General features: G+C 37.5%; 20 protein-coding genes and 1 pseudogene. 12 read left to right on the top strand and 9 right to left on the bottom strand.

Annotated elements, in window-relative coordinates:
* Positions 1-77 precede the first annotated feature (77 nt).
* The gene (gene acpP, locus AC4CVD_RS13260; RefSeq protein WP_004695351.1) at positions 78-314 is read left to right on the top strand and encodes an acyl carrier protein; all 237 of its coding nucleotides are present in this window, start codon (positions 78-80) and stop codon (positions 312-314) included.
* A 246-nt stretch (positions 315-560) separates the two neighbouring features.
* A complete protein-coding gene (gene lysM / locus AC4CVD_RS13255) occupies positions 561-1034 on the top strand; it encodes a peptidoglycan-binding protein LysM (RefSeq protein WP_004982938.1) in 474 nt (157 codons plus the stop codon).
* A 66-nt stretch (positions 1035-1100) separates the two neighbouring features.
* Here lysM and AC4CVD_RS13250 read toward each other — a convergent pair whose 3' ends face one another.
* Genes AC4CVD_RS13250 through atzF form a run of 3 tightly spaced genes read right to left on the bottom strand, consistent with a single transcriptional unit; the run spans position 1101 to position 7261 of the window.
* Complete coding sequence (locus AC4CVD_RS13250; protein WP_490753278.1) at positions 1101-1805, bottom strand: GntR family transcriptional regulator; 705 nt, start codon at positions 1803-1805, stop codon at positions 1101-1103.
* A gap of 3 nt (positions 1806-1808) precedes the next feature.
* Positions 1809-5411, bottom strand: coding sequence for an urea carboxylase (gene uca, locus AC4CVD_RS13245; protein ID WP_490753277.1), 3603 nt, complete (start codon positions 5409-5411; stop codon positions 1809-1811).
* A 20-nt stretch (positions 5412-5431) separates the two neighbouring features.
* Positions 5432-7261: an allophanate hydrolase gene (atzF, locus tag AC4CVD_RS13240; protein ID WP_490753276.1), complete on the bottom strand. Its 1830-nt coding sequence runs from the start codon at positions 7259-7261 to the stop codon at positions 5432-5434.
* Positions 7262-7682: 421 nt separating this feature from the next.
* Between atzF and AC4CVD_RS13235 the strand changes: the two genes are divergently transcribed.
* The 9 genes and pseudogenes from AC4CVD_RS13235 to AC4CVD_RS13195 all read left to right on the top strand — a co-directional run bounded on the left by AC4CVD_RS13235 (position 7683) and on the right by AC4CVD_RS13195 (position 17303).
* Complete coding sequence (locus AC4CVD_RS13235; RefSeq protein WP_419284437.1) at positions 7683-8615, top strand: IS5-like element ISAha2 family transposase; 933 nt, start codon at positions 7683-7685, stop codon at positions 8613-8615.
* Between the two features lie 207 nt (positions 8616-8822).
* A complete protein-coding gene (locus AC4CVD_RS13230) occupies positions 8823-11651 on the top strand; it encodes a type VI secretion system Vgr family protein (protein ID WP_078390445.1) in 2829 nt (942 codons plus the stop codon).
* Positions 11644-13176 carry a hypothetical protein gene (locus AC4CVD_RS13225; RefSeq protein ID WP_078390446.1) on the top strand — a complete coding sequence of 511 codons (1533 nt, stop codon included), beginning with the start codon at positions 11644-11646 and terminating at the stop codon, positions 13174-13176. Before AC4CVD_RS13230 ends, AC4CVD_RS13225 begins: the two co-directional genes overlap by 8 nt.
* A gap of 28 nt (positions 13177-13204) precedes the next feature.
* Positions 13205-14155, top strand: a complete 951-nt coding sequence (locus AC4CVD_RS13220; RefSeq protein ID WP_078390444.1) for a hypothetical protein — start codon at positions 13205-13207, stop codon at positions 14153-14155.
* A gap of 198 nt (positions 14156-14353) precedes the next feature.
* Positions 14354-15487 (top strand): annotated as a pseudogene (locus AC4CVD_RS13215) (RHS repeat domain-containing protein); the annotation flags it as partial.
* Positions 15488-15490: 3 nt separating this feature from the next.
* Positions 15491-15907: a hypothetical protein gene (locus AC4CVD_RS13210; RefSeq protein WP_419276576.1), complete on the top strand. Its 417-nt coding sequence runs from the start codon at positions 15491-15493 to the stop codon at positions 15905-15907.
* Between the two features lie 205 nt (positions 15908-16112).
* Positions 16113-16307 (top strand): hypothetical protein, encoded by a 195-nt coding sequence (locus AC4CVD_RS13205; RefSeq protein WP_004982921.1) that lies wholly within the window; start codon positions 16113-16115, stop codon positions 16305-16307.
* Between the two features lie 2 nt (positions 16308-16309).
* Positions 16310-16660: a hypothetical protein gene (locus tag AC4CVD_RS13200; RefSeq protein ID WP_419276574.1), complete on the top strand. Its 351-nt coding sequence runs from the start codon at positions 16310-16312 to the stop codon at positions 16658-16660.
* Between the two features lie 232 nt (positions 16661-16892).
* Entirely contained in the window at positions 16893-17303 is a 411-nt protein-coding gene (locus AC4CVD_RS13195; protein ID WP_004982919.1) for a hypothetical protein, read from the top strand.
* Between the two features lie 488 nt (positions 17304-17791).
* Here the strand turns inward: AC4CVD_RS13195 and AC4CVD_RS13190 are convergent, their stop codons facing one another.
* The 6 genes from AC4CVD_RS13190 to AC4CVD_RS13165 all read right to left on the bottom strand — a co-directional run bounded on the left by AC4CVD_RS13190 (position 17792) and on the right by AC4CVD_RS13165 (position 24862).
* The gene (locus AC4CVD_RS13190) at positions 17792-19075 is read right to left on the bottom strand and encodes a ribonucleotide-diphosphate reductase subunit beta (protein WP_490753275.1); all 1284 of its coding nucleotides are present in this window, start codon (positions 19073-19075) and stop codon (positions 17792-17794) included.
* 110 nt (positions 19076-19185) lie between these two features.
* The gene (locus tag AC4CVD_RS13185) at positions 19186-19422 is read right to left on the bottom strand and encodes a CRISPR-associated protein Cas2 (RefSeq protein ID WP_201702632.1); all 237 of its coding nucleotides are present in this window, start codon (positions 19420-19422) and stop codon (positions 19186-19188) included.
* Positions 19423-19750: 328 nt separating this feature from the next.
* Positions 19751-19885, bottom strand: a complete 135-nt coding sequence (locus tag AC4CVD_RS13180; RefSeq protein ID WP_265102617.1) for a hypothetical protein — start codon at positions 19883-19885, stop codon at positions 19751-19753.
* 698 nt (positions 19886-20583) lie between these two features.
* On the bottom strand, positions 20584-21819 hold the full coding sequence (locus AC4CVD_RS13175; RefSeq protein ID WP_490753274.1) for an LlaJI family restriction endonuclease: 1236 nt from the start codon (positions 21817-21819) through the stop codon (positions 20584-20586).
* Positions 21809-23458 (bottom strand): McrB family protein, encoded by a 1650-nt coding sequence (locus tag AC4CVD_RS13170; RefSeq protein ID WP_490753273.1) that lies wholly within the window; start codon positions 23456-23458, stop codon positions 21809-21811. The genes AC4CVD_RS13175 and AC4CVD_RS13170 overlap by 11 nt, the downstream gene beginning before the upstream one ends.
* Positions 23459-23476: 18 nt before the next feature.
* On the bottom strand, positions 23477-24862 hold the full coding sequence (locus AC4CVD_RS13165) for a DNA cytosine methyltransferase (protein WP_490753272.1): 1386 nt from the start codon (positions 24860-24862) through the stop codon (positions 23477-23479).
* Positions 24863-25330: 468 nt separating this feature from the next.
* On the opposite strand from AC4CVD_RS13165, the gene AC4CVD_RS13160 reads away from it, so the two are divergent.
* Complete coding sequence (locus tag AC4CVD_RS13160) at positions 25331-25939, top strand: HAD family hydrolase (RefSeq protein ID WP_490753271.1); 609 nt, start codon at positions 25331-25333, stop codon at positions 25937-25939.
* Positions 25940-26048 lie beyond the last annotated feature (109 nt).

Genomic DNA, 26048 nt, shown 5'->3' with positions numbered 1-26048 from the left:
GGATAAACTTTCAAAATTTTAAAGATTCAATTAAACTAACGGCATTAAAAACGCCACAAGCAATGAGGAGAATTCCTGTGAGCGATATCGAACAACGCATCAAGCAAGCAGTTGCAGAACAACTTGGTCTTAAGGCTGAAGAAATCAAAAACGAAGCATCTTTCATGGATGACTTAGGTGCTGACTCTTTAGACCTTGTTGAGCTTGTTATGTCTTTCGAAAACGACTTTGACATCACAATCCCAGATGAAGATTCTAACGAAATCACAACTGTACAATCTGCGATTGACTACGTTTCTAAGAAACTAGGTTAATACATATTGTTTCAGCTTTGCTGAATGGAAAAGCCACCCACTTGGGTGGCTTTTTTATGCCTTTCAAAAAACGCAAAGTGCTTAACCCATCTTTAAAATCTTTTATTTACTGGGGTAACTTACAAAGTTTTACTTTAAGAGGACTATTCGCTACCAAATCTGTTGTCTTTTTTGGGTATAAAAAAGGGTGTCTCATTTTTGAGCATTCAATATAACAACACCGATATAACAAGATGGAGCATACACATGGGTCTTTTTGATTTTGTTAAAGGCATTGGTAAGAAAAACACAGCAGCAGCCGAGCCTCAAGCTGCACCAAGCACACCAGCAGAGCCATCTGCTCAAGAAATTGCCAACAAGTTATTGGGTCATATCAAAGCATTGGGCTTACCTGTGACGGGACTTTCAGTCAGCTATAACTCCACCACGGATTTGGCGACCGTGAAAGGGCAAGTTCAGACTCAAGCCGATAAAGAAAAGATTGTTTTAGCCGTCGGTAATATTGACCATGTGGCACAAGTCGATGATCAACTCACTGTGGCTAGCCCTGAACCTGAAAGTAAGTTCTACACAGTTAAATCGGGCGATAATCTATCAAAAATTTCCAAAGCATTTTATGGTGATGCCAACCAGTACAATAAAATTTTTGAGGCCAACCGTCCGCTATTGAAAGATGCAGATGATATTTTCCCAGGCCAGGTCCTGCGTATTCCTGCTTAAATTAAAAGGCTAAAAAAGGCGCATGAAGCGCCTTTTTTATTTGAGAGTGGAATGTTGATCGAGTGCTTAGCGACTTGCTTTCACAACAGCATGCTGACTGAGCATACCTAAGGTAATTTTTTTTACCTCATCTCGACTTTGTTGAATGTGAGCACTGATCTTTTCAACGGCAAGCTCCGTCTGTTGCTGTGCTATATAATTCAAAATGGCTTGATGCTCCGCATAGGTGGCTTCAATTCGATCCATTTTTGAAAAATCGAGGCGCCGAATAATACGAATTTTTTCACTGACCTCTTGATGAATTTTGATCATTTCTTGATTGCCAATGGCACGAATCAATGCGCAGTGAAAATCTTCATCAATTTTCGCCATGGCTTTTAAACTTGACAGATACTGCTTAGGTGCAACCATCCAAATTTTGTGTAGGTGTTTGATTTCCTTCGATGGCTGAGATGCACTGCTGCATAACTTTCGAATTGCGTACTGCTCAATCATAATGCGTAGCTCATATAGCTCATCATAGTATTGCAAGTTCAATGGACGGACAGTCCAGCCACTACGAAATGCTACCTCTACATAGCCTTCTTGTTGCAATCGATATAGCGCCTGCCGCGCAGGCGTGCGGCTGACCTGATAGTTCAAGGCGATTTCGGATTCGGTAAAACGTTCACCCGGCATCAATTTGAAATCAAAAATATCGTTTTTTATTTGCTGATAAACAAGTTCAGACAAATTGTCTGAACTTGAACCTGCACGTGTCATATTCGGCATGCGTTATTCCATATAAACCAAAGGCTCTCCGCTATGAACGGTTTGTCCAGCCCGACAAATAATGGCTTTGACAGTACCATCATCCGCAGCGTACACCGGTAATTCCATTTTCATGGCTTCAATAATAGCAATGGTTTCCCCTTTTTTCACAATCTGACCTTGTTCCACTAATATTTTCCAAATATTACCTGTCATCGAAGCATGTAGCGCTGCATAGGCGCTGTAGTCGGTCTCATCACGTACTTCTGCAATCAGATGTTCTTGATGATCAACACTTTCTTTCCATAAGCCCACTTCAGCACTAAAAGCCTGTTGTTGCTGTGCTCTAAACTCGGCAATGCTGTCTTTTTCATCTTCAAGCAGTTGTAAATACGTGGCATAGTCAAATTCAGTGTCTTCAATTTGAATTTGTGTTTGACCATTTTCAAAGTCGGTACGCCATTGCTCTAACTCTGACTCAGATACGGGGAAGTATTTGATTTGATCAAAGAAGTTTAAGAACCATTCTTTGTTGCCAAACTGTTTGTTCTTTTTAAATTTATTCCAGATGGGTAGGGTGCGTCCAACCAATTGGTAGCCTCCCGGAGAGTCCATGCCGTAGATACACATATACATGCCGCCAATGCCCACGGTGCCTTCAGCGGTAAAGGTACGGGCAGGGTTGTATTTTGAACTTAATAGGCGATGGCGTGGGTCAATCGGTACTGCACATGGGGCGGTGAGGTAGACATCACCGAGGCCTAAAATGAGGTAATGGGCATTGAAAATAATTTCTTTGACTTGCTCTCGGCTGTCTAAACCATTTATGCGTTGAATAAAATCGACATTGTTTGGTAGCCAAGGTGCTTTGGCACAGACACTTTCTTGATAGCGTTCAACAGCACCTAAAGTTGCACTGTCTTCAAATGCCATTGGGAGATGAATGATCCGTGACGGAATCTTAATTTGGCTTAAATCTCCCATTTGCTGTTCAAGCTTGAGTAGAAATTCGATCAATTGATGCTGTGGAAGCGTGAGTCCATCGTATTTGATTTGCAGCGAGCGGACGCCGGGGGACAGTTCCAATATGCCTTTAATATTAGCCGCGCGGATCAGCTGCATCAGTTGGTGAACGCGTAAGCGTAGCGCCAAGTCTAAAACATTGTCACCGTACTCCAGTAAGATATAGCTGTCACCCGCTTGGCGGTATACCGTGCGTGGAGATACATCAGTTGCCTCTAAGCTGGCAAGAATTGCGGATGTTGGAATATCACTGCTTGGCAGTTCAGAATTAAGTGCTGCGTCGGCAAAGTTTTCGATCCGTTCAATTTGTTGTTGTTCTAAGGTATTGGCTTGTTCAACAGTTAAAGGATAAAAACTGATTTTATCATCGGCTTTAAGTTGACCCACTTTCCAAAGTTCAGCTTTGGCAATGGTTACAGGGCAAACGAAGCCCCCCAGACTTGGCCCATCTTTGGCGAGGATTACAGGGAAGTCGCCTGTGAAGTTAATCGCACCAATGGCATATTCACAGTCATGTACATTCGATGGGTGGAGCCCTGCTTCACCGCCATTTTCACGTGCCCAGCTTGGTGTTGGCCCTGACAGTCGGATGCCTAGACGGTTGGAGTTAAAGTGTACGGTCCATTCGGAGGCAAAAAACTCTTCAATATATTCGGGTTTAAAGAAGTCAGGTGCACCATGTGGTCCATACAGCACCCCAATTTTCCACTCTTTGCCATAGCTTGGAATCAGTGCAGGAGATAGAGCTTGTGGTTCTTGCGTGGCTAAAGGTGTATCGCTATTTGGATGGGTTGTGTTGACGAGTTTGATCATGTCACCTGCACGAAGCACGCGTCCTGCATGCCCGCCAAAGTTACCTAAAGCAAAAGTCGAACGACTGCCCAAATATAGGGGGATATCGAGTCCATGACGCACTGCTAAATAGCTACGGCAACCAGACTCGACCTGTCCTAAGCTGAGTACTTGACCTGCGCAAATGTGAATCGGCTGCCAAAAGTCCACGGGCTTATCATCCAGTTGCGCAGGACATGGCGCACCTGTCAGTGCAATCACACTGTCTTGGTGGAACTTGAGGCTTGGGCCTTGAAGAGTGAACTCGAAACCTGCTGCGCTAGCATCATTCCCCACAATTTGATTGGCCAATTGAAAAGCATAGTCATCCATAGGACCCGATGGTGGTACACCAATATCCCAATAGCCAACACGTCCCGGAAAGTCCTGAATCGAGCTTTGCGTGCCAGCTTGGAGTACTTCAATTACATTCGGTACGTAGTCAAAGTCATCTAGCAAGCGTGTCCAGATTTGCATTTGTGCAAAGCGTTCATCAGAGATCACGCTATGTGCATAGTCTAAATTGGTGCTGATGCCATTTAAACGAGTTTGAGAGAGCACACTTTTTAGTTGCTCAATGGCTTGTTCACGGGTGTCCGCATGTACGATGATTTTGGCAATCATCGGGTCAAAATATTGCGAAATTTCTGTCCCTGTTGAGACCCAAGTATCAATACGGCAATTGTCTGGAAATGCAACTTCGGTCAGTACACCCGGGCTGGGCTGGAAGTTCTTAACTGGATCTTCTGCATAAATACGCACTTCAATCGCCGCACCTTGTGGTTGGATGTTGCTCAGTGCCGTCCAATCCAGTGCATCGCCCGCAGCGACTTTAAGCATGCATTCAATCAGGTCTAAACCCGTCACCATCTCAGTGACAGGATGTTCTACTTGTAGTCGGGTATTGACCTCAAGGAAGTAAAATTCATCGCGTGCAGCATCATAAATAAATTCGACCGTACCTGCGCTGCGGTAATTGACAGATTTGCCGAGTTCAACTGCTGCTTGGTGTAGTTTTTGACGTGTGGCTTCGGGCAGATGAGCAGCAGGGGTTTCTTCCACAACCTTTTGGTTACGACGTTGCAATGAACAGTCGCGTTCGCCTAATGCAACCACTTGACCTTGACCATCACCAAAAATCTGAACTTCGACATGACGCGCACGGTCAATAAAACGTTCTAAAAATACGCCCGAATCTTTAAAAAATTGTGCACCTAAACGTTTGACGCTTTCATAAGCTTCAACTAAGGCTTGTTCATTATCACAGCGGGTAAGACCAATGCCACCGCCGCCTGCGGTGCTTTTCAGCATGATGGGGTAACCAATCTCTGTAGCCGCAGAAATTGCCTCATCTAAGCTTTCAAGTAAGCCTGTACCCGGTGTCATAGGCACCTGTGCAGCGGCAGCTAGTTCACGTGCACGGTGTTTTAAACCAAACTCTAAAATTTGTGTCGCGGTTGGCCCCATAAAGGCAATATTATTTTTCTCACAAGCCTCTGCAAATTCAGCACTTTCTGATAAAAAGCCATAGCCGGGGAAAATAGCTTCAGCCCCCGTTTTTTGAGCGGCTTGAATCAATTTTTCAATGCTTAAATAAGTGTCGGATGGTTTTAAGCCGTCTAGAGCAATGGCAATGTCCGCGTCTTTGACATGTTGTGCGTAACGATCACTGTCTGAATATACCGCTACACTGGTCATCCCCAGTTTTTTTAAAGTGCGAATTGCACGTACGGCAATTTCGCCACGGTTTGCAATCAATACAGTTTTAAACATTTTATAATTCCTAAATTTGACTAAGCTTGTTCTACTTTTGAATTGTTACGGTGCTGGATATAGGTGCGCCAACCGCCAAAGTGACTGATGTTTTCGGCATCGTTTAAGCCATAAGGTTCACAAATGAAACCTTTCACCCATCGACCGTCTGCCAGTTCGACATTGCCCATGCCCAGTGGTGTCGGAATCTCTGCGACAAATTCGCCAAAGCGAGCGGTCGGTACATCCCACAGTTCAACAATGATCTGCTGACCGTGTTCATCGACTCGGGCTAGACCGGGTTTAGGCGGGATCGCGCCATTCAGGGCAAACAGGGCATAGTGCTCAGCGGTATGCGTGGTTTCCACAAGCACAGCATCACGGGTGAGCAATTGGAAGTTCAGCGGCATTCCAGTCAGGTGTGCCCCAACCACCGCAACACGGATATGATGTGGAGAGACTGAGTTCTGTAGCTTTGGAATGGGTGCATAGCGGTCTAAAGCCCCCAGCTTTAAGTTCAAATGCATCTGCCAAATTTTTCCGAATTCAATCAGAGCTTGGTCATACCATGCAGGTGCAATTAGGCTGATGCCGAAAGGTAAACCGTCAGTGCGGAAACCTGCGGGCAGGGCGAGAGCACTTAAATCGGCGAGGTTAGTAAAATTGGTATAAGTCCCAAACTCAGAGTTCAGGCTAATCGGTGACTGTTCCATTTCCGCAAGGGTATGAATGGTTGGGGAGGTGGGAACAATCAATGCATCAAATTGGGCCAAAGTGTCTTGAATTTTTCGGCTTAAGTCTTGCTTTAAGTACTCCGCGTTATAGGCATCAATTGCACTAAAATCATGACCTTTTTGAATGATTGCACGCACTGTCGGATCGAAAACCTCAGGCTGCTGCGCCAACAACTCGGCAACCGCCGCTGTACGTTCTGCCACCCATGAGCCTTGATAGAGTTGGGCTGCCAACTGTTCAAACGCTGAAAAATCAATTTCAGTAATTTCAGCACCGAGAACTTTTAACTGTTCTACAGCCAGTTGGAAGGCATATTTAGCTTGGTTATCACCAAAGAATTCCAGTTTTTGGGGAATAGCAAAATGTGGTTTAGCCGAGAGTTTCGCAGGTGTAGTTTTGAGGTGCTGGCGTGAATAGCTATCTAACGCATCGTAGTGTTCTACCGTTTGGGCAATGGTGTCGGCGTCTGTTACCGTTAATGCGAAAATCGAAATACAGTCCAAACTTTTACAGGCTGGGAGTAGCCCACGATTTGAAAAACGGCCTTTAGTCGGTTTTAGCCCAATAATATTGTTAAATGCAGCAGGAACACGGCCAGAGCCTGCAGTATCTGTTCCGAGTGCAAAGGGCACCAAGCCACGAGCAACAACACTGGCTGAACCAGAGCTAGAGCCACCACTGACATAGTCAGCATTAAACGTGTTGCTGACTGCGCCAAAGGGAGAGCGTGTCCCGACAAGCCCCGTTGCGAACTGGTCTAAATTGGTTTTTCCTACAACAATGGCCCCTGCATTTTTAAGCAGGCGAATGGTTTCTGCATCTTGTGTAGCAACAGTTGTCAGGGCCTTGCATGCGGCCGTGGTGACAAAACCAGCGACGTCGATGTTATCTTTCACCGCAAACGGAATGCCGTATAAAGGCAATTCTTTGCTGAGCTCTGTGGCTTGATCTGCTTTTTGCTTTAAGGCTTCAATTTGTTGGGAAAGTATTTCTGTCGTAGCAATTGAAATCCATGCATGATCAGGTTGTGGTAATTGCGCTACATAGTCGATTAAATCTTCAAGATGAATATCTTGGTTGAGATAAGCGGTTTGCCATTCTTGAAGTGTCCAGCCAATGCATTTGTTCTGACTCATTTTTTGCATTCCAACTTGTATACATGATGGAATACAAAAATGCAGAATCTATGCCAATCTAATCAATTTGATTTATCTTTGGTTATAATTGCTATAAATCAATTGGTTGAGGTTAAGAATTTGGTTTAATTGAGTGATTCTAAGTGTTTTTAGAGTTGCACCAAAACAAGCGCATAGGGGAGTTAATGGTGCTTTTTATGATCAAGTCTTGGGTGGTTTGACGTTAAACTATTTAAAAAGAGGGTTTAAATCATATTCGTTGTTTATGTAAGTTGAGGGAATTAAAGTCAAAAGGATTGAGGATGAAATATATTCTAAAATAGGATGATTCAAAGAAACTATATAGGCGTAGTTTTTAATTTTTATGGGCTTTGTTGCACAAACCTAGCCTATAAGGTTTATTCAGTCCTATAATTTCAAAATGAATAAACCTACTCCTAAAACTTATCGTACAACCAACTGGTCTTCCTATAATCACGCTCTCATTAATCGGGGCAACATTTCCATTTGGTTTGATCCAAACACTCAGTGGTATGCACAACCACAAAACAAGCAAGGTCGAAATCAAACTTACTCCGATACGGCTATTCAATGCTGTTTAATGATCAAATCTTTATTTAGACTCTCTTTACGCATGGTCACAGGTTTTGTTCAAAGTCTGATTAAACTTTGTGGATTAAATTGGACCGCACCAGATTACAGTACGCTTTGTCGAAGACAAAAACATATTGATATTGCGATTAGCTATCAAAAAAGTAGTGATGGGCTACATCTACTCGTCGACTCAACTGGCTTAAAGTTTCTAGGTGAAGGTGAGTGGAAACGTAAGAAACATGGACCTGAATATCGTCGCCAATGGCGTAAGCTTCATATTGGCATCGATGCTGAAACCTTGCAAATACGTGCAGTACAGCTTACTACAAATAATGTGAGCGATTCGCAAGTACTCGGTGATTTACTTGCTCAAATTCCCTTAGATGAACGAATTGATTCGGTCTATACCGATGGTGCTTATGACACGAAGCACTGCAGACAAGTCATTCTAGATCGAGATGCACATGCGCTCATTCCGCCAAGAAAAAATGCAAAACCATGGAAAGATCAGAAATTGAGATCTTTAGAGCGGAATGAGTTACTGAAAACAGTTAAACGTTTAGGAAGAACGCTTTGGAAAAAATGGTCTGGTTATCATCGTCGAAGTTTAGTTGAAACCAAGATGCATTGCATCAAACTATTAGGTGATAAATTAACAGCAAGGAGTTTTTCTAGTCAGGTGAATGAGATTCATGCACGCATAGCCGTATTGAACAAATTTACAGAATTAGGTCGTCCTCATACCCAAGTTGTCACTTGAATTCTGTTCAAATGAGCAGAGTGTTATCTTTTAAATCTTTGTGCAACAAAGCCTATCAAAACTATAAAAATAGAAACTTACAGATGGATCGGTCGTTTATTGAAAAAAGGCTCTGAAACTTAAAAATTCTATTAAAGTTACAAAAAATTAAAGAAATTTTTTGAGACTTTTGTACAATCAGCCACAACTTAAAATTTAATAATAACGATGCCCAATAATATTTATGCTGCAATAGAGCAACTTGGACTTACTGCACAAAAACGTGCTATTCATATTCAGTTCAGCAATACCTCGCTTAACGAACAAGTATTCCTTCAGCGCATAGATGGAACGCATGAACTGAATGCAGGTATAGAGTTACAGCTCCTTTGCTTATCTACCTCCGCTCATATTCCGTTAAAGCAATTCATCGGTAGTCAAGTCGCTGTCGATATTGTCACTGAAAAATCAGAACTCAATCGTATTTCAGGCATCATCACCAAGGCGGATGTGGGGGCAAGTGATGGCGCTTTAACCATATATCGTTTAACCGTGGAAGACCCGACAGCTTTATGGAAGCATCGACGCAACTCTAGAGTTTTCATGGCGAAGTCTGTTGTTGAGGTGGTTCAAACTATTTTTGCCGAGTGGCAGCAACGTAGTCCCTTATTTGCTTCGAGTCTGACATTGGATAAAGGTGGTTTAAGCAAAGAATATGATGTGCGCCCATTCATTATGCAAGCGAATGAGTTGGACAGTGAATTTATTCAAAGGCTGCTCTCTTCAGAGGGGATTAACTGGCTTATTGATGAGTCTCAGCTCAAAGTGTCCAGTTCAAGTGAACCCATTCAGCCGCAAAAACTTAGACTGATTGATGACAACGCCCAATATCAAAGTTTAGAGCGACAGAATATTCGCTTCCATCGTAGCAGTGCTGTAGAAAGCAGTGATTCGATTACAAATTTTGTCGGACAGCGTTCTATACAACCAACATCTGTCCATATTCAACATTGGCAAGCGAATACTTTAGAAATAGAAGAAGGTGCGGGTTCAGTTCAAAGCAAACATAGCCATAGTGATAATCAAGACAACGCCAGTCTAGGTTTAGAGCAAGCATGGCATTTTTCACCTGCATGGATACAAGACCTTAAAGGTGAAGATGGAACGACCAAATCAGGCAATGGTCAGATTGAAAAGTTTAATCAAAATCTTGGTCATTATTACGACCTACAAGCCAAGCAATTTATGGCTACCTCGACCGTACGAGATGCACAAGTGGGTTACTGGTTTGAACTCAACGAGCACCCTGAAATCGATCAACATAGTGGTTCAGACAAAGAATTCTTAATCACATCCAAAAAATTCTATAATCAGAATAATTTACCTAAAGATTTGACCGATCAAATCACAGCTTTGTTGAAGCAAACCAATTGGCAGCAGGCTGAAATTACAACAAATAATAAAGACGAACGCCAAGCCAATCACCTTGTTTTACAACGACGTAATATCAGCATTGTTCCAGAGTACAATCCGCTGCGACAACGCCCTATTGCATCACCACAACGCGCGAAAGTGGTTGGACCAAGTGGTGAAGAAATTCACGTGGATGAATGGGGGCGTATTAAAGTCCGTTTCCTGTTCACCCGTAGTGAAGACAATACTCACGATGGCGGTGCAGGTTCAAATGACAATGACACAGATTCTGCTTGGGTTGATGTGCTCACACCTTGGGCTGGTGAGGGTTATGGCGCACGCTTCTTACCGCGTATTGGTGAAATCGTGGTGATCGACTTCTTTGATGGCAATATCGACAGACCCTTTGTCGTGGGGCGCATCCATGAAGCACAACGTCTTCCAAGCAAATTTGACAATACAGGCAAACTGCCTGATACCAAAAAACTGGCAGGGATTCGATCAAAAGAGGTTCAAGGCGAGGGCTTCGGGCAACTACGTTTTGATGACACGACGGGTCAGATCAGTACCCAGCTACAAAGTAGTCATGGTGCGACACAACTGAACTTAGGGAATTTGAGTCATCCTAAAGAAACGGACACGAGTGAAGGACGAGGTGAAGGTTTTGAACTGCGTACTGACCAGTGGGGAGCTGTCCGTGCTGGGCAAGGCTTACTTGTTTCCACGTATAAACAAGATCAAGCCAAAGGTGAGCATCTAGATGCTGAAATTGCCAAGAAACAACTGGAAGGTAGTCAGACGAACAGTAAAGCTTTAAGTGATATTGCTAAAAATCAAAAGACTGATGAAATTGAATCGCTTGAGCAGCTTAAAGAATTTGCAGAACAACTCGAACAAAAAATTGCAAAATTCAAAAAGGCAGTTTTATTGCTCAATTCACCTGACGGAATTGCGCTAAGTACAGCTGAAGATATTCATTTCTCTGCTGATTCACAAATTAATCAGATTGCAGGCGATAGCATCAACTTCAGCACTCAAAAGAACTGGATTGCTCAGGCGCAAAACAAACTGAGCTTGTTTGCTGCACAAGGTGGGATCAAAGCAGTAGCAGCACAGAGTAAAGTTGAGATCCAAGCCCAATCGGATGCATTGGATATACTTGCTAAAAAAGGCATCATTATTTCCTCGACTGAGGACCGTATCGAAATTAGCAGTCCTAAAGAGATTGTCATCACAGGGGCTACATCACAAATCACCTTAAATGGTTCAGGGATTTCCCTGAAAACAGGCGGTGAATTTAGAGTGAATGCAACACAGCATGTGTTCCAAAGTGGGGCCAGTGTAAAAAACCAATCTCCAGTGTTACCTAAATTTAATAATAAAAATTGGATTGCATTAGAACATTTAGATGCTGAAAATGAGCCATTTGCAAATTTAGGTTATAAAATTTATTTTGAAGGTAATCAAATTATAGAAGGAAAATTAGATGATCTTGGGAAAGCTCATCATGATAATGTACCGCAAAAAGCAATTAAAGTTGAGTATGAACAACGTGATTATATAGATGAGCCATGGGGTTTATATGATTTAGTTTTAGATCAGTTGAATGAATTAAAAAAAGAAGTGAATGAAAATAATGACTGATTTCTTACCATCAAAAAAAGATCTACTTAATGCAATGGCTGCGATAGCAGCTCCAGTAAACAAGGCAATAAAAAAAGGACAGGAAAGTCTCACGGATATTGCAGATTGGCTTTGGGTTGTAATTCAAGGTGATTTTGCTGAGGAACAATCTACTGCTCAAATTGTGACTGGTACCGTAATTTCAATGATCCCATTTGTAGACCAAATATGTGATGTAAGGGATATTTGTGCAAATTGTTCTAAAATTAAAGAAGATAATAGTAATCCATGGGCATGGATTGGTTTGATTCTAACTTTAATTGGACTGTTTCCTGTATTAGGTTCTCTCTTCAAAGGAATATTTAAAGTGGTTCTCGCTCCTGTTCGCCGTTTTATGCTGAGGCCCACAGCAAAATTAGCACAATTAACAGGTGCAAATATTTATAAAATTGCAGAACCGTCAATCGAAAGTGGTATTAAGGAATTAAATAAATTTTTGGCACGGCCCGCAGTCAAAAAAGCCCTAAAAGAAGCTAAAATTACTAATGTGTATAAATCTACTTCAACTAAAATTCGTGAAGTTAAGGGAAAGCTCAGAACTAAGGAGTTATTAGAAGTATTTGATAAGCTTATTAAGTATTTGAAAGAAACCGTTAGTTTTATTGATAAGTATGCAAGTAAAGGCGTAGCACTTAAAGCTAAAAAATTGTTGAATGTCGTAATTGAAGTTAGAAATTCTGCGAATAAAGAACTAGGAAAATTTTTAAAACCAGTTCAAAATTTTTTAGAAAAGTTAGCAGTTCGAATAGATAAAGAAGGCGATGCTGCATTTAAAGCAACAACAAATGTAAAAAATGTAACTCGATTGAGACGAGTTTCAGATGCAGAAGAATTAGAAGCTTTTAGAAAAAGTAGACCTAATTGGGTTCATGTACTTCCAAAAAATAAAATCGTACCTTTCCCTGAAGCTAAAATTGACCCAAAAACCTCAAAAACTCCTTTACACCCAAGCTTAGGAAATGTTCAATTAGCTTTAAAAAGTGGTTTCTCTCATCCTTTAAAGGGTAAATATGATACTTTCGCAAAGGGCTTGATTAAAGCTCAGACATTTAATGAAGGTGAAGTGTTAGTTCGCGTTTTAGCACCAGGAAGTTTGGATAATAGTATTTGTTGGATGAGGAAGTCCGAATTTGAAAAGTTAAAAAATAGAGAAGAATGGCGTGATAAATTTGCTGTATGGGCAAGTTGGAATAGTAATGGTGAATATTTGGAATATACGGTTCCAAAAGGTAAGAAATTATATGCATGGGAAGGTCCTGCGGCATCTCAAATACGTGGTGACTTTTATTTAAGAGGTGGTGGCGTACAAGTTGTACTAGACCCTAAAGATTTAATCCCATCGGGTTTAAGTAAGCGTAAGCTAACAGGTTGGGGATATGGGACTGATACAACAATTGGTGATTTTTCAGTGGTAGGAGTTCCTACTTTAAAAACTCAAAGGGGAGATTTTTCTTTGGCTCCTCGTTTGGAACATAAATCCAAATAAAATTATAGATAATATATTGAGAAATAATATGATTTATAGAATTAATCCTAAAGTTGCTTATCTATTGGAACAATTTAGTTCATTAGAGTTTTTTGAAACCATGCGAAATAACTATCATCTTTTCTTAGATGGTTTAGAAGAGTTGTTTGAAATATATATGCATAATCTTCCTTATAATCTAAGAGATTTACCATTGCCAGAACAGGCAGATATTAATTGGGGAGAGACGGTTTTACCAAATTTAAGAGGGACAATGGATCGAATAGATATTGCTTATGCAAAAATAAAATCTGGGGATTTCACTTATTTATATTGTGCTTCTGAGATTCGTTCTAATGATAAAGGTTTAAGTGAATTTTCTCTACATTGGATGGATGATTTATCTTATGAAAAAGTTAAACAATGTTGGGATTATTATTCAATTGCAAGACAGTACGCCTCAATTATAGAAAGTACATACCCTACATCTTGGGATATGGATACTCTCATCCACGATTTTAAAAAAAATGATTTATTTAATGATATTAAGCTTGATTTACCGAATAGCTATCCAATTTACCGTATAAATCCAGAAATGATGGTTAAGTCTAATGAAAAATTAGAAAAAACAGGTATTTATTTGTGTCAAGACGGGGAGGGGGAGCGAATTGAATTTATGGCAGCAAGTGAGGAGGAGAATAATGGTGTTGCCAGTGTTCTTGCTGTTGGACATGATCCTGAAACATATGAAACATTATATGCAGAAGTGAACTGGGTGTTGATTGAAAGAATTGCTGATGAAGGTGGTTCTGATAATTCTGTGTATGTGGAAAATATTAAGGCATTAGCTAGTCAAATTTGCCCTCAGTCAGGCAACTGGTGGAGCCCTGCGAATCAATCTCGATCACGATATTTTAATCAAGGGGAAATTTTTCCAGAAATTGAAAGTTATTGGGGAGAAACAATTTGGTATTTAGAGGTTACTAATAAAGTAGAATAAATGAGAAATAATAATTTAACATATTTTAAATATACAGGCATTTTAGTTATACCTACCGTATTGTTTACCCAGATGGGTTGGGAGAATGGTATTTCAGAGATGAATGTAGTCGTGTAGTTAGACATATTGATACTGACGCAGCGGTCAATGAATATGAATTTGATGAGAATGGCAGCTTAACCACAATTACCCAATCTGATGGGGCGACGTTTAGCAAAAAGAAGTAAGCACCATCATACAGGTCAAGAGTTGGATTTTGTTTATGGATGGGATGGTGATACGTTAGCATATGAGTCAAATGAGTCATATACCAAGCATTATATTTATGAAAAAGACAGCTTTACTCCCTTAATTCAAGCCGTTTATCAAACGCCTATACAGGTGCATACAACACCTGTTTGGGATGATAAATATAGTTTTACTCGTGATTTACTTTGGAAAAAGACTCAGAGTAGTCAAGGCTTTGATGATGTTTGGTTCTATCACTGTGACCATTTGGGGACTCCACAAGAGATGAGTGATCTTAGTGGTCAGATCATTTGGAAGGCACAATATAAAGCTTGGGGTGAATGTAAAGCAGAGAAAGTGAAATCAAACTTCTTTGAAAATAGTGAAATCATTTCAAATAATATTCGCTTCCAAGGGCAGTATTTTGATGAAGAAACAGGGTTTCACTATAACCGTCATCGTTACTACTCGCCTTACGTAGGGCGCTTTATTTCTAAAGATCCAATTGGGCTTTTAGGTGGGCATAATGTTTATGCTTATGCGCCGAATCCTATTGATTGGGTTGATCCGAGAGGGTTAGCAAGAGTAAAAGGTTCGAAAGGAAGTAGTGGAAAGGGGGGAGGGGTTTCATCTAAGAAGAAACCTTGTCCAGGCAATCCTTGTGAAGGACGAAATCCTTCAGCATCTGCGAGATCATGGCAAGGTAAAGACCCTTACCCAGGTAAAGATAGTTATAAAAATGTAGTTTTAAAAAAAGGAACAATTTTATATACATTACATCCCCATGGAAGAGATGAAAATCCTTTAAAAAATCCAACTCCTAATTATTTTGGTAAAACTCAGCAAGTATTGAAAATGCAAGGTAAAGGAGCAAGAGCATATAATGATGCATTACAATTATCTCATGATGAAAATACACCTGGCTCAAGATATAAAGTGAGGAAGCAGTTACACCAATTTGTAGTTACTCAAGATATTTGTATTGCACAAGGTTTTGCTAAAGAAAATCCGCATTTAGGAACGGGTGGTGGACAGCAGATATTTGTAATGAATAAAGATAAAAATTATTTGGAAGCAATTGGTAAATTATTTAATTTGGAGTAGATAATGAATTTAGAGCTAAATAAATCAACAGGAAATCTATTTATTAATAAGAGTGAGTTTTTTTTTAATAATGAACAATTTATTTCAAATAATATTTTTTTGAAAAAACATCTTAAAGTGAATGGTTTTGATACTTATGGCTTTGAAGTTGTTTTTTTTGAATGTAATTTTAGTTTGAATATTATATTTAAGGATGGTGATTTTGTTAGATATTTTTTCTTAACATTTGATGAGGATTGTTATGATGATACTTGTTTAAAAAAGAAACTTGTAGAGTTAAGTGGTTTCGTTACAAAAGAAGTAAACATAAAACCAAAAAAACAAGAGTGGAAATCATTTTTCGAACTGGAGTGGGGTAGTATAGAGTTAAATGCGATTAGGCAAGATTATTCAATTACAATGAAGATTCATAATGTATAAATATAATTTTTATAAGAAAGAGTAATACTGTTATAACTGTCATTATCATTGTTAATTTTATGTAGATCATTTTATTTCAAAAGATCTAATTGGGCTTCTAAATAGGTGTAATGTATATGCTTATGCTTCGAATCTTATTGAGTGAATCAAGGTGAAGGAAGCGGAGTGTTAGTTAAGCACGCAAGTGGGCAGGCTAAAAATAGTAATGTCTAAATCTTTAGTTGCTTGCACTGAAAAATATCCTACTAAAACGGCAATATTATGGGAAAGAATATCTCTTTTTTATGAGGTTGTTCTCTATAAAATTGATATCTTTGGATTGGTGGGGGCACAAATTTTCATTGAAAATACTGATAATAAAAATTTTAAATTATCATTTAACTTTAATTATGAGAAATAGGTATGGATTGTAAAGTTGTTTTAGATAGTAAAAAGATCTTAGTGGACAGAGATGAATTAAATTTTGGAGCTAATATTTTTCCAATGTCTTTATTTGAAGAAGATGTTAGTAGTTATAGATTTAGAAAAATAGATCTTAAATATTTGAGTGATGATATTGAATTGCTGATCTCGAAAAGTAGCAATACTGTATATGTTCTATTTGAAAAATCTGATTTTTTTGATAATCATTTATTAAAATCAAAAATATTAAAAAGGTTTAAGAAAAAATATGTGTTAACTGATGATGACTTTATTGTTGAGCACCCAACTAAAGTTTCATTAAAAAAAAGAAGCATAACTGGGACGAGATAAATTTTTCTTATGATCCGAGGCAAGGTGATATTTCTATGAGTTTGTATTTTTAATTAATATTCTGTGCTGGGTGAATTTTGATTGGTTGCTGTCTAGGTTTTGTAAAATTTTAGTTAATTGAAATAATTAATAAAAGCTTATATCGAATAAATAATTTTTTTTTGTAATAAATTTTATTTAAGGTTTCTTTGTTGTTGTTATTTTTTATATTTAAATTTATGGGTTTTTATTTGTGTATAGACTGAATTTTAATAGTAATACTGGTGATATACATGTAATTGGAAATTTAATTGATTATAGGCTAAGTGACTTTTATTTTGAGGGTGAAAGTTATAATGAGTTAAATGTTCTTTATGAAAATTCGTTTGTGGTTTTTTTAAATGAAAAATTTAAATTAAATATAATTTATATTCAGGATAAATTAAAATTAATTAATTTTAAACTTGTATATGAATCTTATGATGAATTTGATCTAAAGATGGATAGTCTTTTAGGTTATTTTGATAAAACACAATTTTCGAATAAAAAAGTAGATGATGTAAAACCATATACAGAATATTTTTATAATTGGGGAGTTATTTCTGTATATAGTGATCTATCTCTAAATATTTGTTTTTCAGTAAGATGGGGGAAAGAGTGTTGAGAAATTTCAGTGAAAAGTAAGGAAATACATATTTGTGAATGCTTGGAGAAGATCCTCGTTAAGGAGTTGGATTTAGGAAATTCTATTAGATCTTATAATGAAATGCCTGAATGGCCCAAGAAAGATAGTAGATTCATTTTTTTAAATAACAAACTTGCCCCAAAATCATTGGTCGATATACCTTTATGGATCTTTGTAAGTGTGAATAATGACATGAATTATACTTGGTATAATGAATATATTGTGATAAACATCATGATTTATTGGCAGCTGGTGATATGTGATTTTGAATAAAAGCCTTTTTGCGCTGTGAAAAAGATTAAAGTACAGAAGTACGCTACTCTGTAAATTTAGAGATGATCATCAAGAATATTTGATTTCAATAAGTATGATCAAAGAATTACTATAATTTGTTTCTAATAGAAAAAGGCTGCAAATAGCAGCCTTTTTCTATGACAACTTATGTGTCGCGTGACGGATGCTTTACCTTACCAGCTCAACGCGCCGCCAGTCTGATAATCTGTCACACGTGTTTCGAAGAAGTTCTTCTCTTTACGCAAGTCCATCATTTCAGACATCCACTGGAATGGATTGTTCACACCAGCAAACTGCTCAGGCAAGCCCAACTGTGCTAAACGGCGGTTACAGATGAATTTCAAGTATTCCTCCATCATCGCAGCATTCATACCCAATACACCACGTGGCATAGTGTCACGCGCATATTCGATTTCAAGCATCGTACCTTCAAGAATCATTTGAATGATTTCTTCTTGGAATTCAGCAGTCCACAAGCTTGGGTTTTCGATCTTGATTTGGTTAATCATATCGATACCAAAGTTCAAGTGCATCGACTCATCACGTAAGATGTATTGGAATTGCTCAGCAACACCATTCATCTTATTACGGCGGCCCATCGACAAGATTTGGCTGAAACCACAGTAGAAGAAGATCCCTTCAAGAACACAGTAGAACGCGATCAAGTTACGTAGTAAGATTTGATCGTTTTCTGGTGTACCAGTTTGGAAGGTTGGATCACATAAAGACTGCGTATATTTCAAGCCCCAAGCCGCTTTACGCGCAACTGATGGAACTTCGCGGTACATGTTGAAGACTTCGCCTTCATCCATACCTAAAGATTCGATACAGTATTGGTAAGCGTGAGTGTGAATTGCTTCTTCAAAGGCTTGACGCAAAATGTACTGACGGCATTCAGGGTTGGTGATGTGACGGTAAATCGCCAATACCAAGTTGTTTGCAACCAATGAGTCTGCTGTCGAGAAGAAACCAAGAGAGCGCATAACAATGGTACGTTCGTCTTCAGTTAAGCCATTTTCAGACTTCCAAAGCGCGATGTCATGGTTCATGTTCACTTCTTGTGGCATCCAGTGGTTTGCACAACCGTCTAGATATTTTTGCCAAGCCCATTCGTATTTGAACGGTACAAGTTGGTTTAAGTCCGCACGACAGTTAATCATCGCTTTGTCGTCAACTTGTACACGTTGCGCACCCATTTCTAGTTCTTCTAGACCTGGAGCAACATCTAAGCTTTCTAAGGCGTTAGATGCTCTTGCCAGCGGATCGGCTGGATTTGTTGATCGGCTTCGAGCGGTTGAAGCGGGTTGTGCAGTTGCCACATTCTTCTGTGGTTGCTCTGCAGCAGATACCATCTGCGGATTAGCCGCTTTTTGCGGTTCGACGGGCGCAGACTTGTGTTCAGGTGCAGCCGGTTTTTGCGAATCATCTTCGAAATCGTCCCAACTTAGGATAGACATGGAGTTCTCCTTAATTAGAAATTAGGTGAACCCCATTTGAAATAGGAGGAGATTATAAATCTCTTCCTATTTCAAAACCATTTCATATGACTATTAAATGGTGGGGCTCTCTATTCCTTTAAAATGTTTAACAAATTTTGGTCGATTGGAAAAACCGCAAGACGGTCTTTCTGATCAACACAATGCCTAAAATCTTTCATGATTTCATCAGCAGATTTAGTTGTTTTTAATAACCAAATCGACTTTTGTAATCGTTCATGCTCATATTGTTCAAGAGTTTGATAAATCTTGGAATAATTTGAGCGTGGTTTATTATTTAGATCGTAACTTAAACACATGTTGTGCATAAAAATCTCCTGATACTTGCGTGATGAATAACTGAAAATAAACTTTCATTTTTAAAACTCTTAAAAACATGGTTTTAGATTAAATGTAAGAATTAACGGTTGACTCAAAACTCAAAGTAAACGAAGATTTGTTTACTTTCTTTAGCGAAAGTCTTCAGTCAACCATATTCTTGGTTCTCTGAGATTGATGGGGGGGATACGCCAATATCCCCAACATTTTTCTCAAATGTTTTCTAAATCTCTAATTACTTTTCATAATCTTTGATCTAGATTTGATTTTGTATTTCTACATAATCAAAATAAGTAATTCTATTTAAAAAAATCAAAACTACTTATTTTGCTTACGCTTTTTTGCTTGATTTGCTTTTACCCAAAAGTAGGCAATTGGCATATAAAACAAAATAACAAAGGAAATCACCAAGGTCGCAAGACCTAACATATAGTTATGTGTCATATGGAGCATGGTGATTTCCTAGGTTGTCTTTAATTTTTTAATCTCTCTAAGTCCCTCTTTTAAAAGAGGGACTTTCACACCTCAATAAGTTTGGTGTAATTCCCCTCCTTTTAGGAGGGGTTAGGGGAGGTTATTACTGACATTCTATTGATGTTAAAAATGTATACATTAAAAAAAACCTTTATTTACATTTAGATAATTACTTATCTTGAAAAAAATAGTGAAAAAATGTATACATCTTTTCGAGCCAATAAGTTTGATGTAGCTTCACATCTAGAAATATCCTATTAAAGATATCTCAAAATTTGGTTTCATTCTATCGCAATGGAATGAATGCGATCATTATATAGATCCCATCATATGGTGTATAGGCTCTTTAAAAAATCTATATGTTGTGTTTATTTAATGGTCAGTGTAACTGTTGATTCTTACAAGCATAGACGGATTGAGGGATGTATGGAGCTTTGAAGGAAAAGTAGGTAGGGGAAAATTGAAATTTGTTTTTTTAACAATGTATACAATTTAAAAAAACAATAAAAAATAAGAAAATGACGGAAAAATTAATAATTATAGGGGGATATGCTTTTAATATCGTAGATCTATTACTGTAGGCGGAAAGTCATTTTTTCTTATAAATTAATTTACTGGCTTTGAGCATTGAATTCATTCTTTAATCCTAAAGTATAACTAGGTTTAGAGGAGTAATTTTATGTGCTTTTAGAATCTTTATCATATTTTTCAATAATATCAGATAACTTTTTAATTTCTATAATGTTAGCTAAACTGGTATTAGTCATGAGATGTTTGGTATCGACCAAAATAATATAGATCTTTTTATAATCACAAACATCTTCTACCCAATTGGCTACCGCCCAACCACTACATTTGTAGTTTAGTAAATTATTCTCATTAGAGTTAAATGGCAAAATAAAAACGTTTCTAACTTTTTTAAAACTAAGATTACTATCTATAAACTGAGCATAAGTGATTTGTTTTGCGATAGATGACATATTAGGCAAATGGGAAGTAAAGTTAGTAATACCATAGCGATAATACTTGGCATCTATTACATATAAGCTCTTAGTATCATGATTTATCATGATTGTATCGGGTACTAAGGGATTGGTTTCTAAGCCTTCATTATCAAAGATATGCCAATTTGCTTTAGGGAAGTATTTGGACTTTTCAATACCATGTTCTGTACCAAAAATTCTGTCAATTAGGTTTTCCCATACCATTTCGAAACGCTTTGTTCCAAAGGTAAAGTATTCCTGATTTTTATCAGTCTCATCGATATTCTCTAATACATCGATCATGCTTTGAAATAATTGTTTTTCTAAATCTTTATTAGCTCTGTGTAGTTTGTCTCTCAAGACTGCTAAAAATTTTGTCTTTCTAAGTTTAGTTTGGGGTTTTGTAGGGGTAGATAACCCATAGTACCAAGCAAATTTAATAAAGCTTTCGTAGACACAGTGCTTGCTAATCTCAGTCATAATGTGCTCATCATTACTATGATGTAGACGAGTTTGTAAATTTAGATAGATGGCTCCATTTTTTTGGACGACTGGTTTTTCTTTTTTGATAGTGCGTCCCCAATTAACTTTCCCATGTGTTCGGCTCGCATAGATTGCTTCACGTTCAGTATAGTAACCATTATTCAAATAGTCTTGAATTACAAAAATATAGGACTTTATAGGAAAACTTTTTGGCTTTGTTTGTTCCTCACTGAACTGATTAGTGCCAAATATGTTAAGACTATGTTGATAATCTTTAAGTACTTTGATTAAGACAAGAATGTCATCATTCGATGTGTAATTGTAGCCATAAGGAAAGATAATATATGGGCGAGACTTATTTATTTTTTCATCATATTCAAGACGAATACCAACAAAATCCTCGCGCTCCCTAGCATGACTACAATATTGCAGTAAATTATGATTCATCGGTACTTTTGCTTGTCTGAATTGTTTGGGAAGCTAATTTAAGCCTATCTAGGATTTGATTATTGAAAATATCAAATCGTTCTATCCCGGAGTGTTTTTCAAAAAAATCTAATACCTTGTCGAGACTATTAAGATTATCCTTGAATAAAACTGATTTGTTGAATTTAAATACATCATCCCAGAGGTATTTTATAACTTTTTCTGCAAAGGGGAGGCCATCATCTAAATTTATTGGCATATCTAATTCAACTGAACGAACAAAATAAGCTCCAAGGCGTTTGTCTTCAGATGATAATGTATCCTTGTTAACGTCGAGGATAAATTCATTAATAGTAGTATTAAAAGATTGCCAAGTTATATTTGTATCTAAAATGGATTTATTCTTGTATGAACAATTATCTATATTATTTGCAATCCTCCGCATAGTCCAACGTCTTTGAAACGCAGTGTCAAGAGTAAAGACGTTTTGGTCTGCAGTGTTCATAGTCGCAAGGATACTAAGATTACGTGGGATATAGATGGTCTGATTAGGATCATTAAAAATATAGGATGCCATTAAGTCGTGTGAGATACGATAACTACTTGAGCCATCAATTTTACGGTCAAGTAGTTGAAAAATTTCACCGAAGATAGCAGCAGCATTACCTCGGTTAATCTCTTCGATGACTAAATAATATTGTTGGTTTGGCTCTTGAATAGCTTTCTTAAGAACTTTGGTAAAAGCACCTGCTTTGAATTGGTAATCGATATGCCCTTTATCATTTACTGAAGGAAGAATTTGCCCAACAAAATCAGTATTAAGATAATCAGGGTGGAAGACGGTGCGCTCGATGATGCTTTCATCTTCTCCAATGAATTGTTTTATGTGGTGGCTTTTCCCAACCCCTGCAATGCCATAAAAAAGTATATTTTGGCCTTTTATAGCGGGGCTAGAAGTTTTTTCTGCAATGTTGCCCGAAGAACTGAGAGATGTTAATTCTTTAATCGGATTTGTATTTAAATTAAATTCACCAATAATGTTAAAATCAAAAATACTAATGATCTGTTTAATCTCAAGTCCAGAGTATAGGGTTTGAGAGAAAGGCGATGCACTTAAGTCTCCTGCATCTTTTACAATAAAAGAGCCATCATATTTAATTGTTGAATTAGTATCAGTAATGCTACCTTTAACTGCCTTATAAAAAAATTCGCGAGAAATTGGTCTGTCTTCAGTAAAATAATTTTCTATATCTTCGGTAAATAAGTTGTCAAAATCTTGATTTCCAATTATTTCTTTTAAATAATTTTTTTGTTTTTCAATAAATTCCTTATTTTGTTGCCAGAATATCGTTACAAGTAAAGTATAAATGTTAATTGGTTTGTCGCTTAGAAATGAAGCTAAAGCTCTTTCTGTCCATTTAGGTGTGAATAAAGAATACCAATTCTTTTCACTACTTCTAGCCCTTACATCTTTTAAGGTAAAACCTTTATTAGCAATCTCGGAGAATTTCCCCATATCTGCTTGATAGTAATAGTCTTGTATTTTTCTAGAGCTTAATAAAAGTATCACAATACCTGCGAATGTATCGGGTTTTTTTAAACATCCCTGTATTTTTTTTCTTGCTTTTAATAGATTTTCAAGTGAAATATATAAGTCCATTTTGTATGAATGCTCTCTTTAATGATTCAATAATTTTTTTAAAATCGCTTGGATGACTGATACCGTAACAGAGTTACCAAGCTGCTTATAGGCTTGAGCATTCGAAACATCAAATTTGAAATTATCATCAAAACCTTGAAGTCTTAATGCTTCACGGACAGAAAGTTTTCTCTCTAGGTCCCAAAGCTTAGGCACTCGGTTGGCAATAATTGTTGGAGAGTATGTGTCAAGTGAAGCATAAAAAGCTTCCTGAATTTGAGTTTTAGCAAAGTCACCAACATGAAAACGTAATGCACCATCAGCTTTCAAGTAAGAAAATACACCATGTTTCCCCTTTTTTGTATGTGGCTCATACATTGAACTATCATGTTCAACTCGTTCATTTAAATGGTAATTAGCAAAATGATATTTGATTCTTTCGATTTCAAATTTACTCAATTTGAGGGAGGGGTCATTGTTGTCTAAATCAATGATACTTCTAAGATTTGTAGATCTTTCGTGGTTATCAGGAAAAGAAAATGTACCATTATCAACGTCTTTACGAATTGCAATACAGTACCAACGTTCTCGAAATTGTGGTACGCCATAATCATAACTATTAAGAATAGTCCAATATGGATTATACCCAGCCTCAGCTAAAGCATTTAAAGCAGTATCCATCGTTTTGCCTTTGTCATGCGACTTAAAGCCTTTGACATTTTCTAACAAAGCATACTTTGGCTTTTTTGCTTCTAAGATACGTAGGACATCGAAGAATAACGTTCCTCTTGTTTTGTCTTCGAAGCCTTCCGTTTTGCCAGAATAACTGAATGGTTGGCATGGAAAGCCTGCGAGTAAAAGATCATGGTATGGAATATTTTCAGCAGCAATATTGGTAATATCACCAAAGGGTAGTTCACCATAATTTAGCTTATAAGTTTGTTGAGCAAATTTATCAAACTCAGATGAGAAGACACACACACCATTATTGCGTTCAGCACCTGTGCGAATTCCACCTATCCCTGCGAACAAGTCAATAAAAGTGAATGTTCCTCTTTGATTATTTGCATCAAAAAGGCTAAGTTCATTATTTCTTAAAGTTGCAAGAACAAGTTTTTTCAATTCATCAGAGTTGCTGATCATTTTGTCGCAATATAGTTCGCTATCATATTTTATCGCATGTAGCCATTGATCTAAGACAGCTTTCGGGTTACTACCATTAGGTGTATGTAATTCAATCATTGGAGAAAGGATTGATACGTAGTCTTCATAGTTCGATAAAGAATTTTTTTGGGACATCATATTAGTATCTGGTTTCACAGTTTCGATAGCATTTGCAGAGGATGTATAGTCTATTTTCGACAAGTCATTTACAGCATCTGGCATAAATAGATCATATTGTGCTTGAGTAATAGGAGAATCCATAGATATCTTAATTACACGCTATTGAAAATGGTCCTAAATTATAGCAATTTTCAAGATGATAAGCTTTAAAATAAGTTTTATTAGCTTATTTGGGCGACATTTTTTATCGTTTCAATATATTGCTTTGATCTGTATTTTAGCTTGTAGTCTTCTGGTAAGGGAATGATGGCTATAACTGATTAAAAAATAGTGGTTTATCGGCAGAGTTCCTGAAGGCCTTCTAGGATGGCTACTGACTTTTTAGAGACTCTTTAGTTAGATAAAATAGCTAAATAGAGAGGCGATTATCAGAGCAATGAAATGAATAGTTTTAGAAAGATTTCTAAGTCTTCTGTGCATGCCTAGGTCCTAGTTAAAGACCTAAATTTAGAAAAGCTTCTACTCGCAAAAGAATATTTGAGTAATAAAATACTAGCATATTAGATGTGAACTTTTAATCTAATTTATTCGTTGAGAAGGGCTGTTGGTATGGATGCTTTACCTAAGGTAGTGGTTTTTGATGCATTTGGAACACTCATTAAAATTGGGGGAAGACGGTCTCCATATCTTAAATTAATGAAATGGCTTAGAAGTAATGGCAGAACACCTTCTAATCAGGATGCTAGAATAATTATGTCCCATAATTTTGATTTTAAGAAATGGGGAGATTTTTTTGGTGAAAAATTGCCAGTAGAGTTACTAGAAGCAATGAATATGGATCTTGCTTTAGAGTTGAAGACTATTCAAATTTACCCAGATGTAATTTCAACACTTCAATATTTAAAGAAAAGTGGTCTCAAAATAGCACTTTGTTCAAATCTAGCAATGCCCTACGGTGAGCATCTTAAGGGAATAATTACAGATTATTTTGATGCCGTGATTTTTAGTTATGAGGTAGGGGCAATTAAGCCCCAAAAACGTATATATGAAATTATAGAAGAAAAAATAGATTACCCGATGAGTCAAATGCTATTTATTGGCGATAATCAAATTTTAGATGTAGATATGCCAATCACTTTAGGGATGTCAGCACGATTAATAGATAGGGAAAATGGTCAATCACTAATAGATATTTTAGATGATTTAATCAATATTTAAGTATCTACTTTAGTAAATAATGTTGGTGTTTAAATCAGTATTTATACTGAATAAGAAAGAATATTTTTTTGTAATGGGAAATAGATATTAGGGGCGCTTTTTTAGTTAT

This window comes from Acinetobacter sp. LipI_23, from assembly GCF_058243045.1.
Note: the sequence above shows the minus strand (reverse complement) of the source record. Positions and strands in the feature narration are given on the sequence as shown.

What these genes read in the sequence shown, in the direction of transcription:
- AC4CVD_RS13180 (WP_265102617.1), bottom strand. Translation starts at nt 19,885, where the DNA reads ATGCTCCATATGACACATAACTATATGTTAGGTCTTGCGACCTTGGTG.
- AC4CVD_RS13170 (WP_490753273.1), bottom strand. Translation starts at nt 23,458, where the DNA reads ATGGACTTATATATTTCACTTGAAAATCTATTAAAAGCAAGAAAAAAA.
- atzF (WP_490753276.1), bottom strand. Translation starts at nt 7,261, where the DNA reads ATGAGTCAGAACAAATGCATTGGCTGGACACTTCAAGAATGGCAAACC.
- AC4CVD_RS13185 (WP_201702632.1), bottom strand. Translation starts at nt 19,422, where the DNA reads ATGCACAACATGTGTTTAAGTTACGATCTAAATAATAAACCACGCTCA.
- AC4CVD_RS13235 (WP_419284437.1), top strand. Translation starts at nt 7,683, where the DNA reads ATGAATAAACCTACTCCTAAAACTTATCGTACAACCAACTGGTCTTCC.
- AC4CVD_RS13210 (WP_419276576.1), top strand. Translation starts at nt 15,491, where the DNA reads ATGAATTTAGAGCTAAATAAATCAACAGGAAATCTATTTATTAATAAG.
- AC4CVD_RS13160 (WP_490753271.1), top strand. Translation starts at nt 25,331, where the DNA reads ATGGATGCTTTACCTAAGGTAGTGGTTTTTGATGCATTTGGAACACTC.
- AC4CVD_RS13250 (WP_490753278.1), bottom strand. Translation starts at nt 1,805, where the DNA reads ATGCCGAATATGACACGTGCAGGTTCAAGTTCAGACAATTTGTCTGAA.
- AC4CVD_RS13165 (WP_490753272.1), bottom strand. Translation starts at nt 24,862, where the DNA reads ATGGATTCTCCTATTACTCAAGCACAATATGATCTATTTATGCCAGAT.
- AC4CVD_RS13175 (WP_490753274.1), bottom strand. Translation starts at nt 21,819, where the DNA reads ATGAATCATAATTTACTGCAATATTGTAGTCATGCTAGGGAGCGCGAG.
- AC4CVD_RS13190 (WP_490753275.1), bottom strand. Translation starts at nt 19,075, where the DNA reads ATGTCTATCCTAAGTTGGGACGATTTCGAAGATGATTCGCAAAAACCG.
- AC4CVD_RS13230 (WP_078390445.1), top strand. Translation starts at nt 8,823, where the DNA reads ATGCCCAATAATATTTATGCTGCAATAGAGCAACTTGGACTTACTGCA.
- AC4CVD_RS13225 (WP_078390446.1), top strand. Translation starts at nt 11,644, where the DNA reads ATGACTGATTTCTTACCATCAAAAAAAGATCTACTTAATGCAATGGCT.
- AC4CVD_RS13205 (WP_004982921.1), top strand. Translation starts at nt 16,113, where the DNA reads ATGTCTAAATCTTTAGTTGCTTGCACTGAAAAATATCCTACTAAAACG.
- lysM (WP_004982938.1), top strand. Translation starts at nt 561, where the DNA reads ATGGGTCTTTTTGATTTTGTTAAAGGCATTGGTAAGAAAAACACAGCA.
- AC4CVD_RS13200 (WP_419276574.1), top strand. Translation starts at nt 16,310, where the DNA reads ATGGATTGTAAAGTTGTTTTAGATAGTAAAAAGATCTTAGTGGACAGA.
- AC4CVD_RS13220 (WP_078390444.1), top strand. Translation starts at nt 13,205, where the DNA reads ATGATTTATAGAATTAATCCTAAAGTTGCTTATCTATTGGAACAATTT.
- uca (WP_490753277.1), bottom strand. Translation starts at nt 5,411, where the DNA reads ATGTTTAAAACTGTATTGATTGCAAACCGTGGCGAAATTGCCGTACGT.